This window comes from Pseudomonas sp. A-R-19 (assembly GCF_019956575.1).
Taxonomy (GTDB): domain Bacteria; phylum Pseudomonadota; class Gammaproteobacteria; order Pseudomonadales; family Pseudomonadaceae; genus Aquipseudomonas.
The window spans coordinates 194,724-207,306 of the sequence record NZ_JAHBDR010000038.1 but is presented as its reverse complement, the minus strand read 5'-3'; the positions used below and the strand labels follow the sequence as shown (position 1 = coordinate 207,306).

General features: G+C 58.7%; 10 protein-coding genes. 6 read left to right on the top strand and 4 right to left on the bottom strand.

Annotation, left to right across the window (positions count from 1 at the left end):
• Positions 1–75: 75 nt before the first annotated feature.
• Entirely contained in the window at positions 76–1,131 is a 1,056-nt protein-coding gene (bioB, locus tag KGA88_RS07115; RefSeq protein ID WP_110659825.1) for a biotin synthase BioB, read from the bottom strand.
• A 93-nt stretch (positions 1,132–1,224) separates the two neighbouring features.
• On the opposite strand from bioB, the gene KGA88_RS07110 reads away from it, so the two are divergent.
• From KGA88_RS07110 to rarD, 5 genes are all read left to right on the top strand, one after another.
• Positions 1,225–1,965, top strand: coding sequence for a ComF family protein (locus KGA88_RS07110; RefSeq protein WP_223589856.1), 741 nt, complete (start codon positions 1,225–1,227; stop codon positions 1,963–1,965).
• 63 nt (positions 1,966–2,028) lie between these two features.
• Positions 2,029–2,793 carry a TOBE domain-containing protein gene (locus tag KGA88_RS07105; protein WP_110659827.1) on the top strand — a complete coding sequence of 255 codons (765 nt, stop codon included), beginning with the start codon at positions 2,029–2,031 and terminating at the stop codon, positions 2,791–2,793.
• A 65-nt stretch (positions 2,794–2,858) separates the two neighbouring features.
• Positions 2,859–4,760 carry a PhoX family protein gene (locus KGA88_RS07100; RefSeq protein WP_223589854.1) on the top strand — a complete coding sequence of 634 codons (1,902 nt, stop codon included), beginning with the start codon at positions 2,859–2,861 and terminating at the stop codon, positions 4,758–4,760.
• Between the two features lie 205 nt (positions 4,761–4,965).
• Positions 4,966–5,940 (top strand): serine/threonine protein kinase, encoded by a 975-nt coding sequence (locus KGA88_RS07095; protein WP_110663225.1) that lies wholly within the window; start codon positions 4,966–4,968, stop codon positions 5,938–5,940.
• A 207-nt stretch (positions 5,941–6,147) separates the two neighbouring features.
• Positions 6,148–7,035: an EamA family transporter RarD gene (rarD, locus tag KGA88_RS07085; RefSeq protein ID WP_103396660.1), complete on the top strand. Its 888-nt coding sequence runs from the start codon at positions 6,148–6,150 to the stop codon at positions 7,033–7,035.
• A gap of 215 nt (positions 7,036–7,250) precedes the next feature.
• Here the strand turns inward: rarD and KGA88_RS07080 are convergent, their stop codons facing one another.
• On the bottom strand, positions 7,251–7,769 hold the full coding sequence (locus KGA88_RS07080; RefSeq protein WP_110661080.1) for a glycine cleavage system protein R: 519 nt from the start codon (positions 7,767–7,769) through the stop codon (positions 7,251–7,253).
• Positions 7,770–8,337: 568 nt separating this feature from the next.
• Here KGA88_RS07080 and KGA88_RS07075 point away from each other — a divergent pair.
• On the top strand, positions 8,338–10,527 hold the full coding sequence (locus KGA88_RS07075) for a malate synthase G (protein ID WP_110661081.1): 2,190 nt from the start codon (positions 8,338–8,340) through the stop codon (positions 10,525–10,527).
• A 74-nt stretch (positions 10,528–10,601) separates the two neighbouring features.
• Here the strand turns inward: KGA88_RS07075 and KGA88_RS07070 are convergent, their stop codons facing one another.
• A complete protein-coding gene (locus KGA88_RS07070; protein ID WP_223589852.1) occupies positions 10,602–11,513 on the bottom strand; it encodes an EamA family transporter in 912 nt (303 codons plus the stop codon).
• 363 nt (positions 11,514–11,876) lie between these two features.
• A complete protein-coding gene (locus tag KGA88_RS07065) occupies positions 11,877–12,335 on the bottom strand; it encodes a response regulator (protein ID WP_223589850.1) in 459 nt (152 codons plus the stop codon).
• Positions 12,336–12,583: the final 248 nt, after the last annotated feature.

Genomic DNA, 12,583 nt, shown 5'->3' with positions numbered 1-12,583 from the left:
TTGAGAGACCGCTATCGCTGGCAAGCCAACTCCTACAAGTGTTTTGCATTTCAACCAGAGAAGTCGGTCAAAGACTCAGACGGCCGCGTTATAGAACTGCTCGCTGCTCTTCTGCTCCACCAGCGCCTGTTCGATAGCTGCCTGGTGCACTTCATCGGCGTGCTCTTCGCGGGCTTCCGGCAGGATGCCCAGGCGCGAGAACAGTTGCATGTCCTTGTCGGCCTGCGGGTTGGCGGTGGTCAGCAGTTTTTCGCCGTAGAAAATCGAGTTGGCGCCGGCGAAGAACGCCAGGGCCTGCATCTGCTCGTTCATCGCTTCGCGGCCGGCGGACAGGCGCACGTGCGATTGCGGCATCAGGATGCGCGCGACGGCGAGCATGCGGATGAAGTCGAACGGGTCGACGTCGTCGGCATTTTCCAGCGGCGTACCGGCGACTTTCACCAGCATGTTGATCGGCACCGACTCCGGATGCTCCGGCAGGTTGGCCAACTGGATCAGCAGGTTGGCGCGGTCGTCCAGCGACTCGCCCATGCCGAGGATGCCGCCGGAACAGATCTTCATCCCCGACTCACGCACATAGGCCAGGGTTTGCAGGCGCTCGCCGTAGGTGCGGGTGGTGATGATGCTGCCATAGAACTCGGGCGAGGTGTCGAGGTTGTGGTTGTAGTAGTCGAGGCCGGCCTTGGCCAGCGCTTCAGTCTGGTCCTGATCCAGGCGACCGAGGGTCATGCAGGTTTCCAGGCCCAGGGCTTTCACGCCTTCGACCATCTTCAGCACGTAAGGCATGTCTTTGGCCGACGGGTGCTTCCACGCCGCGCCCATGCAGAAGCGGGTCGAACCGATGGCCTTGGCGCGAGCGGCCTCTTCGAGGACCTTCTGCACCTCCATCAGCTTTTCTTTTTCCAGGCCAGTGTTGTAGTGGCCGGACTGCGGACAATATTTGCAATCTTCCGGGCAAGCGCCGGTTTTGATCGACAGCAGGGTCGACACCTGGACGCGGTTGGCGTCGAAATGCGCACGGTGCACCGTCTGCGCCTGGAACAACAGGTCATTGAATGGTTGAACGAAGAGTGCTTTGACTTCGGCCAAAGTCCAGTCATGACGCAGGGTTGCAGTGGTGCTGGCGCTCATGGGCGTTTCCTTTGAATTATGCTTTGGCATGCGGCTGGGTAATGGAATGTCACAGCCGCTTCACAGTTGTTTCGGCATATTTAAGGAAGAGTGATGCGCTGTCAACCACGATACACAGGACAGGTTTACATCTGGTTAAAAAACAAACAGTCATGCCTTTTGTGCGATGAGCCGGCCGACGGCATCCCTCCTGTCTGCACGGCCTGCGAAACCGAGTTGCCTTGGCTCGGCGAGCATTGCATGACCTGCGCCCTGCCGCTTCCGACCGCGGGCCTTACCTGCGGCCATTGCCTGAAGCAGCCACCGGCCTTCGAACAGGTGATTGCTCCCTGGACCTACAGCTTTCCGGTAGACAGTCTGATCACCCGCTTCAAACACAACGCAAAATGGCCGTTTGGCCGCCTACTCGCCGAACTTCTCGTTCAATACCTGCAAGATCGCTTCGAAAACGATCTACAGCGACCCGATGTGCTGATCCCGGTACCGCTGGCCAACCGGCGCCTGCGCCAACGCGGGTTCAATCAGGCGGCAATGCTGGCTCACTGGCTGGGTGCTGGTCTGGATATCTCTTGCGACGAACGGGTGCTGCTACGAACCCAGGACACCGACGCCCAACAGGCCTTGAACGCCGAAGCCCGCCGAAAGAACCTGCGCAACGCTTTCGCCCTCGCACCCGGCGCGGTCGTCAAAGGCCAGCACCTGGCCTTGGTCGACGACGTCCTGACCACCGGTGCCACGGCCCAGTCCCTGGCTCGCCTGCTGATGGATGCCGGTGCGGCACGGGTTGACGTCTACTGCCTGGCCCGCACACCCAAACCCGGTGAGACACCCTGACTTGACTCACGCGGCCCAAGCGGCCAACGTCCTCACCCTCGTTACCAGCCAAAGCGACTTGCCATGTCTTTGCCAACCTTGTTGTCCCAGCACATTGTCCGCCGTCCGCAGCGCATCGCCCTGCTGCAGCACATCGCCGAACAGGGCTCGATCACCCGCGCGGCAAAGAGCGCGGGGCTGAGCTACAAGGCCGCCTGGGATGCAATCGATGAGCTGAACAACCTTGCGCAGAAGCCTCTAGTGGAGCGGATTGTCGGTGGCAAGGGCGGCGGCGGTGCCCGCCTGTCCATCGAAGGTGAGCGGGTGTTGCGGCTGTACCAGAAGCTGCAAGCCTTGCAGGCTCAAGTGCTGGAGGCCGCCGAGGACGCGAGCGACCTGGACCTCCTCGGGCGTTTGATGCTGCGCACCAGCGCGCGCAATCAGTTGCACGGCAAGGTGAGCGCAATCGAACCGCAGGGGCGCAACGACCTGATTCGCCTGGAAGTCGCCGAAGGCGTGATCGTCGACGCGCAAATCACCCACGACAGCACCGAGCGCCTGGAGCTGCAGATCGGCACCGAAGTCGTGGCATTGATCAAGGCCGGCTGGCTTGATGTGTTGGAAATCGATTCCGCCGAAACGCCGGGAAACAATTGCCTGAAAGGCACCATCGAGAAGATTCTCGACGCCGACGATGGCCCCAGCGAAGTGCGCATTACCCTGCCCAACGGTCTGACACTGTGCGCCCTGGACGAGCCTGGACATCTGCAGGCATTGGGACTGACCTGCGGCAAACCGGTGCGCGTGGAGTTTTCGCCGTCCAGGGTTCTGCTGGGTACGCCGCTTTAAGCAAACTGCAACAAAAGGTTCATTACTCATCATTAAGGTGTCAGCAAAACCGCAGGGAGCCTGAAATGAGCCTATTAGAAGAAAACCAGTCCACCGACCTCGAAACCATGGTCGGCCTCAGCCGTCGCGGCTTCATCAGCGCAGGTGCCCTGTGCGGCGCCGCGATGTTCCTCGGCGGCAGTCTGCTGAGCCGCAGCGTGATGGCCGCCAGCGTCAGCGCCGGTAACAGCCAGTTGCTGGGCTTTGACAGCATTGCCGCCGCCACCAGCGACGCCATCACCCTGCCAGCGGGCTACAAGTCCTCGGTGCTGATCAGCTGGGGCCAGCCTCTGCACAAGGACGGCCCGGCGTTCGACCCAAGCGGCAACGGCAGTGCCGAACATCAGGAAGCCCAGTTCGGTGACAACAACGACGGCATGAGCCTGTTCGAATTTCCGGGCGAAAAAGACCGGGCGCTGATGGCGATCAACAACGAATACACCAACTACCGCTACCTCTACGCCCATGGCGGCATGCCGCAATCGGCGGAGGACGTGCGCAAGGCGCTGGCCTGCGAAGGTGTGTCGGTGATCGAAGTGCAGCGCAAGAATGGCCAATGGCAATTCGTCCAGGGCTCGCGCTACAACCGCCGCATTCACGGCAATGCGCCGATCACCATGAGCGGTCCGGCCGCCGGTCACGCCCTGCTGAAGACCAGCACCGATCCGCACGGCAAGAACGTCCTCGGCACTTTCCAGAACTGCGCCAACGGCAAGACGCCCTGGGGCACCTATCTGACCTGTGAAGAGAACTTCACCGACTGCTTCGGCAGCAGCAATGCCGAGCAGAAATTCGACCCGGCGCAAAAACGCTACGGCGCGGTGGTCACCAGCAAAGAGATCAACTGGCACCAGCACGACGAACGCTTCGATCTGGCCAAGAACCCCAACGAACTCAACCGTCACGGCTGGGTGGTGGAGATCGATCCGTTCGATCCGCAGTCGACACCGGTCAAGCGCACGGCCCTGGGTCGCTTCAAGCATGAAAACGCCGCCCTGGCCGAAACCGGCGATGGCCATGCCGTGGTGTACATGGGCGACGATGAGCGCGGTGAGTTCATCTACAAATTCGTCAGCCGCGACAAGATCGACCACAAGAACCCCAAGGCCAACCGCGACATTCTCGATCACGGCACGCTGTACGTGGCGCGTTTCGATGCGGGGGACGGCAATGCCAATCACCCGAAAGGCCAAGGCGAATGGATCGAACTGACCCACGGCAAAAACGGCATCGACGCCAGCAGCGGTTTTGCCGATCAGGCCGAAGTGCTGATCCACGCGCGTCTCGCCGCCAGCGTGGTGAAAGCCACGCGCATGGACCGCCCGGAATGGATCGTGGTCAGCCCCAAGGATGGCCAGGTCTACTGCACACTGACCAACAACGCCAAACGCGGCGAAGACGGGCAACCGGTGGGCGGGCCGAACCCGCGCGAGAAGAACGTCTACGGGCAGATCCTGCGCTGGCGCACCGAACGCGACGATCACGCTTCGCACACCTTTGCCTGGGACCTGTTTGTGGTGGCCGGCAACCCGACAGCGCATGCCGGCACGCCAAAGGCCGGCTCGTCGAACATCACTCCGCAGAACATGTTCAACAGCCCGGACGGCCTGGGCTTCGACAAGGCCGGACGCTTGTGGATTCTCACCGACGGTGATGTGAGCAACGCCGGTGACTTTGCCGGCATGGGCAACAACCAGATGCTCTGTGCCGACCCGGTAACCGGCGAGATTCGCCGCTTCATGGTTGGCCCGGTAGGTTGTGAAGTGACAGGGATCAGCTTCTCGCCGGACCAGAAAACCCTGTTTGTCGGGATTCAGCATCCGGGCGAAAACGGCGGTTCGACCTTCCCCGAGCATCTGCCCAATGGCAAGCCGCGCTCATCGGTAATGGCGATTACCCGGGAAGACGGCGGGATCGTCGGCGCCTGATCCGACCTCTTCGCGGGCCCGCTCCCACAGGAGATCCATGGTGTGCCGCCGTTCGCATGCACACCGACAATCCAATGTGGGAGCGGGCTTGCTCGCGAAGACGTCAGCCCGAACACCACACAACTAAACCCCGCCCCCTAAAGCCCTGCCGTCTGCGCTACCATGCCTGGCCGGACGCAGCAGCCTGCTGCGCGCAGGAGTCAGCATGGCCCACCCGTTTGAAACCCTCACGCCAGACCTCGTGCTCGATGCCGTCGAAAGCATCGGCTTTCTCAGCGACGCGCGCATCCTGGCGCTCAACAGCTACGAGAACCGCGTCTATCAAGTCGGTATCGAAGACGCCGAGCCACTGATCGCCAAGTTCTACCGGCCGCAACGCTGGACCAACGAAGCGATTCTCGAAGAGCACCAGTTCACCGCCGAACTCGCCGAATGCGAGGTACCGGTCGTGGCGCCGTTGATCCACAACGGTGAAACCCTGCACGAACACAACGGTTTCCGTTTCACCCTGTTCCCTCGCCGTGGCGGCCGCGCGCCAGAGCCTGGCAACCTCGATCAACTGTATCGCCTGGGCCAGTTGCTCGGGCGCCTGCATGCGGTCGGCTCGACCCGGCCGTTCGAGCACCGCGAAGCGCTGGCGGTAAAGAACTTTGGCCACGACTCACTCAACACCTTGCTCGACGGCAATTTCATCCCGCGCAGCCTGCTGCCAGCCTACGAATCGGTGGCCCGCGATCTGCTCAAGCGCGTGGAAGATGCCTACAGCAATACGCCGCACCAGAACATCCGCATGCACGGTGACTGCCACCCCGGCAACATGATGTGCCGTGACGAAATGTTCCATATCGTCGACCTCGACGACTGCCGCATGGGGCCTGCGGTACAGGACATCTGGATGATGCTTGCCGGCGATCGCCAGGATTGCCTGAGCCAGTTGTCGGAACTGATGGACGGCTACAACGAATTCCACGACTTCGACCCGCGTGAACTGGCCTTGATCGAACCGCTGCGCGCCTTGCGCCTGATGCACTACAGCGCCTGGCTCGCCCGTCGCTGGGAAGACCCGGCCTTCCCGCGCAGCTTTCCGTGGTTCGGCACCGAGCGTTATTGGGGTGATCAGGTGTTGGCGTTGCGCGAGCAGTTGGCGGCACTTCAAGAAGAGCCACTAAAACTCTTCTGACCCAACACAGATCCAATTGTGGGAGCGGGCTTGCTCGCGAAGGCGGCGTGTCAGTCGACATCAATGTTGAATGACCCACCGCATTCGCGAGCAAGCCCGCTCCCACAGGTTTTGTGTTCACAATTGCACTACCTATTCAGGTAAGACATTCGTAGACAAATCTCCTTACAATCCCCTCTTTGTTAGCTGCCTAAGCAAGGATTCTGCATGCAAGCCGCCAACCCGCGCCGCGGGTACATTCTAGGCCTGAGTGCCTACATCATCTGGGGACTTTTCCCACTCTATTTCAAAGCCATCGCCAGTGTGCCCGCCGTGGAAATCATCATCCACCGCGTACTATGGTCGGCGCTGTTCGGTGCCTTGTTGTTGATGGTCTGGAAGCATCCGGGCTGGTGGCGCGAGTTGCGGGAGAACCCGCGACGGCTGGCGATCCTGGCCCTGAGCGGTACATTGATCGCAGCCAACTGGCTGACCTATGTGTGGTCGGTGAACAACGGCCGCATGCTCGAGGCCAGTCTCGGTTACTACATCAACCCGTTGGTAAACGTGTTGCTGGGCATGCTGATCCTTGGCGAACGGCTGCGGCGCATGCAATGGATTGCGGTGGGCCTGGCGGCCGTCGGCGTGGCGCAGCAGGTGTGGCAGGTCGGCAGTCTGCCTTGGGTGTCGCTGGTGCTGGCACTGACCTTCGGTTTCTACGGGCTGATTCGCAAGCAGGCTCCAGTCAAGGCATTGCCTGGCCTGGTAGTGGAAACCTGGATGCTGGTGCCGATCGCCATTGCCTGGTTGCTGTTCAATCCGACCGCCCACAGCGCCCAGGCCGAGTTCTGGACCACGTCAGAAGCCTGGTGGCTGGTGGCGGCCGGGCCGGTCACGCTGGTGCCGCTGGTCTGTTTCAACGCCGCCGCGCGGCATTTGCCCTACACCACGCTCGGATTTCTCCAGTACCTGGCGCCGACGCTGGTGCTGTTGCAAGCCGTGCTGCTGTTTGGCGAACACTTGTCGTCCAGCACATTGGTGGCCTTCATCTTTATCTGGGCCGGTCTGGCGGTTTACAGCATCGATGCGTGGATAAGTTTGCGTCGCCGCAACTGATCAAAAAACACACAAATATCTACAGGCCACGTCTCCCGTGGCCTGCATCATTCCTTCCCAAGGTTATCCACAGCGTGATCCCCGCCGATTGTGCGCAAGTGACTGAAACTGCTGGTTTTTTGATCAGATCCTGAAGAGCCCCGGCCGGCGTGGCCTGGCGGGGTGTCTCTACAGGTTATCCACAGGCCGGTGCACGTTTAACTTGGATAACCTGATCAAGGGTCGCTGCGCAGCACCAACTCAACCATCAGATCGTCAGCCAGGGTTTCCAGACGTGATTGCAGTACGTCCAGAGACAGTGTCAGCGGGACGGCAAGGATCGCTTCGGCATGGAACAGCGGCTCGCTGCTCATCGGCGCCGGGCGTACTTCGGTGACCAGCCGCTCCAGGTTCACCCCCTGCTCACTCAACAAGCGGGTGATGTCCCGCACGATCCCCGGGCGATCATTGCCCACCAGTTCCATGGCGATCGGCTTCCAGGTGCAGGATTGTTCGATGCCGCTTTCGGCGATCAACACGCGAATGCCATGGGCGGACAAGCTTTGCAGGGCATCGACCAATTCATCGTAGGCCTCGGCCGGCACGCCCACGCGAAGAATCCCGGCGAATTGTCCCGCCATGCGCGACATACGGCTTTCCAGCCAGTTACCGCCGTGCTCGGCAATGCATTGGGCAATGCGCTCGACTTGCCCGGGCTTGTCCGGAGCAAAAACAGTGAGTACTAGGTGGTCCATGGCGCAGCCCTCTGGTCATGACTTTTGTTATAGAGAATCAAGTATAGGCAAGGGATGAGAGGTGCCTGGGCAGATCCGGAATCAAAGGTGTTCCGGCTGGCCCCTTCGCGGGCAAGCCCGCTCCCACAGGGTCATGCGCCGTCCTTGTGGGAGCGGGCTTGCTCGCGAATGGGTGCACCGCCGATCTGCCTGACCCAACAAATCGTGTACAACTTTTGATATTTAACTGGAACAATCCACTGGTTTTTTGAGAACATCCTGTTCCGCGCCGTGACCGCAATGCGTCATGGGGTCGCAGAACGACGTGATTAGTCTAATTTTCACAACCGCAATTCATCATGTAGTATGCCGCAGCGCGCACTACATAACGTTGGATCGATGTCTGCCGCAGGCACGTTCGCAACCCTGAAAGCCCTGTCAGCAAGGCCTCAAGCCGTTGATTGGTCCCAACCCAGCCGCCCGTCATGGGCATGTACTGGTAGAGGGGTTTGTGGTTTAAATGGCCAAAGGCTTCATTGTTAAATTGAAGAGCTGAAAAGCGAAATAGCTGAGCAGAGTGAGGCAAGCAATGACTGAACACGTTCAAGTCGGTGGCCTGCAGGTCGCCAAAGTCCTGTTCGACTTCGTGAACAACGAAGCCATTCCCGGTACCGGCCTCACCGCCGATAAGTTCTGGGCCGGTGCCGACAAGGTCATCCATGACCTGGCACCGAAGAACAAAGCCCTACTCGCCAAACGCGATGATTTCCAGGCTCGTATCGATGGCTGGCATCAACAGCGCAAAGCTCTTGGGACAGCCCAGGTGCACGACCCGAAAGCCTATAAAGCCTTCCTGCAAGACATCGGTTATCTGCTGCCAGAAGCGGCCGATTTCCAGGCAACGACGCAAAACGTCGATGACGAAATCGCCCGCATGGCCGGCCCACAGCTCGTGGTGCCCGTCATGAACGCCCGCTTCGCGCTCAATGCTTCGAACGCCCGTTGGGGCTCGCTGTACGATGCGCTCTACGGCACCGACGCCATCAGCGAAGCCGACGGCGCGGAAAAAGGCAAAGGCTACAACAAGGTGCGCGGTGACAAGGTCATCGCTTTCGCCCGTGCCTTCCTCGACGAATCGGCGCCTTTGGCGGCCGGCTCCCACGTCGACTCCACCGGCTACAAGATCGTCGATGGCAAACTCGTGGTCGCCCTTAAAGGCGGCAGCAACACCGGCCTGCGTAACGACGCGCAACTGATCGGCTTCCAGGGCGATGCCGCCGCACCGACCGCGATCCTGCTGAAAAACAACGGCCTGCATTTCGAAATCCAGGTCGACGCCAGCACCCCGGTCGGCCAGACCGACGCGGCCAGCGTCAAAGACATCCTGATGGAAGCCGCGCTGACCACCATCATGGACTGCGAAGACTCGGTTGCCGCTGTCGATGCCGATGACAAAGTGGTGATCTACCGCAACTGGCTCGGCCTGATGAAGGGCGATCTGTCAGAAAGCGTCGCCAAGGGTGGTCAGACCTTTACCCGTACCATGAACGCCGACCGCGCCTACACCGCTGTCGATGGCAGTGAACTGAGCCTGCACGGTCGTTCGTTGCTGTTCGTGCGTAACGTCGGTCACCTGATGACCATCGACGCGATCCTCGACAAAGATGGCAATGAAGTGCCGGAAGGTATTCTCGATGGCCTGGTGACCTGCCTGTCGGCGATCCACAACCTCAACGGCAACAGCTCACGCAAGAACAGCCGCACCGGCTCGGTCTATATCGTGAAGCCGAAGATGCACGGCCCTGAAGAAGCCGCGTTCACCAACGAGCTGTTCGGCCGTATCGAAGACGTGCTGGGCCTGCCACGCAACACGCTCAAAGTCGGGATCATGGACGAGGAGCGTCGTACCACGATCAACCTCAAGGCCTGCATCAAGGCAGCGAGCGAGCGTGTGGTGTTCATCAACACTGGTTTCCTCGACCGCACGGGCGATGAAATCCACACCTCCATGGAAGCCGGCCCGATGGTGCGCAAGGCGGACATGAAGGCAGAAAAATGGATCGGCGCCTACGAGAACTCCAACGTCGACATCGGTCTGAGCACCGGCCTGCAAGGTCGCGCGCAGATCGGTAAAGGCATGTGGGCCATGCCGGACCTGATGGCAGCGATGCTCGAACAGAAAATCGCTCACCCGCTGGCCGGTGCCAACACCGCTTGGGTTCCGTCGCCGACCGCTGCTGCACTGCACGCGCTGCACTACCACAAGGTTGACGTGTTCGCCCGTCAGGCCGAACTGGCCAAGCGTGCCCATGCATCGGTAGACGACATCCTGACCATCCCGCTGGCGGTAAACCCGCAGTGGACCGCCGAGCAAATCAAGAACGAACTGGACAACAACAGCCAGGGCATTCTCGGTTACGTGGTGCGCTGGATCGACCAGGGCGTCGGCTGTTCGAAAGTGCCGGACATCAATGACGTCGGCCTGATGGAAGACCGTGCAACGCTGCGTATTTCCAGCCAGCACATCGCCAACTGGCTGCGCCATGGCGTCGTCACTGAAGAGCAGGTCATGGAAAGCCTCAAGCGCATGGCACCCGTGGTTGACCGGCAGAACGCCGGCGATGCGCTGTACCGTCCGCTGGCCCCGAACTTCGACAACAACATCGCCTTCCAGGCGGCGGTCGAACTAGTGGTCGAAGGCACCAAACAGCCAAACGGCTACACCGAGCCAGTCCTGCACCGTCGTCGTCGCGAGTTCAAGGCGAAGAACGGGTTGTAAACCAGCGCTCTCCACAGCAATCCCCCGGTTGAAAAACCGGGGGATTTTTGTTTCTGCTTACTGCAAATGCACAACTATCTCCTGTAACGCAACGCGTTGGCAGCGATGTGGCGGCCTATTCTCGATGCATTCATGAACAAGGCAATGCCAAGGACAGTGATGATGAGAGCAAACAGTTTTGCGCCACCAATGGGTTCGTCGAGTACATACCACGAGGTCAAGATACCCGATATCGGAACAATCACTGACAAGGGTGCAACCTGGCTCGCCGGATACTTCTCAATCATTCGGTTCCACACCCAATACCCGAACACCGTCGCCACATAGGCCTGGAACAGGACAGATGCCAGCACTGGAGCAGTTATGTCCGTCAACAACGACTGGAAAGGAGCTGCTCCCTTGACCCAGTAAGTCATCAGATATAGAGGCGGTGTTGCATACAGGCTCGACCAAACGACAAAGGAAAATATATCAACCACTTTGCTTCTCTTGACAAGCACATTGCAAAGACTCCAAAACAATGCGCCGAGCAGTATCAGAAAAAGACCAAAGCTTTCGGCATCACCTTGCGTCACATGAATAATGAACATCAGCCCGACCAGCGCCATGAGAACTCCGGCCACTTGTATTGCCGTCATTTTCTCGCCAAACAGCAGTACTCCCCAGATGACCGTGAAAAAAGCACTGAACTGCAAGAGCAAGGATGTCACGCCGGCACTGACGCCGAGAAACATGCCGTAGTTCATCAGCCAACACATTCCGATACCAAACAACAAGCCGTAGACGATAGTTACAAAAGTACTGACACCTTTCGGTTTCGGGATAAAGAACACCAGTGGCAATGCACAGAAAGTAAAGCGCAACGCTGTCAATATGAACGGATCGATACCGTCAAGACTGATATCAATGACCGTAAAATTGCTGCCCCACATGACTGTCACACCGATAATAAGTACTAGATCGCGAAACTCCATTTTTTTCATCATTCCGTCCTCAGTGCGATACAGACCCACACAATCCAGGAAGAGTAATGACCTGACCTTTATCAGTGTTATCTACAGAAACTGGCCGCAGACTGAATACACGGTAACCACCGACATACTCAAACCACTAAAACTGGAGAGCCATACCGGCAACCTAGACAGTGCTATAACAGGCATTATCAAACAAAGCGCGACATCGGATAAATGCCTGCATCAGTTTTCAAGCACTGGACGATAGCTGAATAATCAAAAAAGAGAACAAGCTATTTGTGAGTAGCTTTTTCGCAAACCAGAGACACAAACTTAATTGCAAGTTAAATCCGCCAAAACATTTAAAACATGCAACTAACAATTACAAGAGGCCCGTTATTTAATACCCAATTCGCGTTTTACCAGTGTCAGCAGATGACGGGCATCAATCGGCTTGAGCAAAAAGTCCACCACGCTCAAATGCATCGCGGCGATCGCATCCTTCACGTCGGCGTCACCCGAGACAATGATGATCGGCAATGCTGCCCGTACTGACTCGCGTACCTGACGGATCAGTTCGAGGCCGTCTACATGGCCCATTCGCAGGTCGGTGATCAGCAAGCCGATAGTGAGCTTTTTGATCTCTGCATCGGTCACCAGAATCTTGAGTGCCGCTTCGCCACTGGCTGCCGTCACGCAGCGAATGCCCTCCAACGCAAGGATCTTAGACAACAGCTCACGGGCGTCTTTATCGTCGTCGACGATGAGCACCCGTTGCTGCGGCAGGTCAGGTTCCAGCATGACGGCACTCAGCGCTTCGCGCTCGGCGTCGCTCAAAATATCGTGGTCGGACATGGCGTTCTCTACATGTTCAATTCAATTCCCTAGCACAGTGGTGAGACATCGCTAAGCAGACCATCAATGTGCACCTCGTCGGATATTTTTCCAATAGCAGAATAGAGAGGTTTTTCTCACAGTTACGTAGGGTTTTTCCGACATTCCATCACACTGATTGCCTACCTAGACTTACGTCCAATGGGCACCCCGGCCACAGGGGTCGACCATGTCCACGTCATCCGACTACAACAATTCGAAAAAGACAG

Coding starts and splice junctions, on each gene's coding strand:
- bioB (WP_110659825.1), bottom strand. CDS start 1,131: ATGAGCGCCAGCACCACTGCAACCCTGCGTCATGACTGGACTTTGGCC.
- KGA88_RS07110 (WP_223589856.1), top strand. CDS start 1,225: ATGCGCTGTCAACCACGATACACAGGACAGGTTTACATCTGGTTAAAA.
- KGA88_RS07105 (WP_110659827.1), top strand. CDS start 2,029: ATGTCTTTGCCAACCTTGTTGTCCCAGCACATTGTCCGCCGTCCGCAG.
- KGA88_RS07100 (WP_223589854.1), top strand. CDS start 2,859: ATGAGCCTATTAGAAGAAAACCAGTCCACCGACCTCGAAACCATGGTC.
- KGA88_RS07095 (WP_110663225.1), top strand. CDS start 4,966: ATGGCCCACCCGTTTGAAACCCTCACGCCAGACCTCGTGCTCGATGCC.
- rarD (WP_103396660.1), top strand. CDS start 6,148: ATGCAAGCCGCCAACCCGCGCCGCGGGTACATTCTAGGCCTGAGTGCC.
- KGA88_RS07080 (WP_110661080.1), bottom strand. CDS start 7,769: ATGGACCACCTAGTACTCACTGTTTTTGCTCCGGACAAGCCCGGGCAA.
- KGA88_RS07075 (WP_110661081.1), top strand. CDS start 8,338: ATGACTGAACACGTTCAAGTCGGTGGCCTGCAGGTCGCCAAAGTCCTG.
- KGA88_RS07070 (WP_223589852.1), bottom strand. CDS start 11,513: ATGATGAAAAAAATGGAGTTTCGCGATCTAGTACTTATTATCGGTGTG.
- KGA88_RS07065 (WP_223589850.1), bottom strand. CDS start 12,335: ATGTCCGACCACGATATTTTGAGCGACGCCGAGCGCGAAGCGCTGAGT.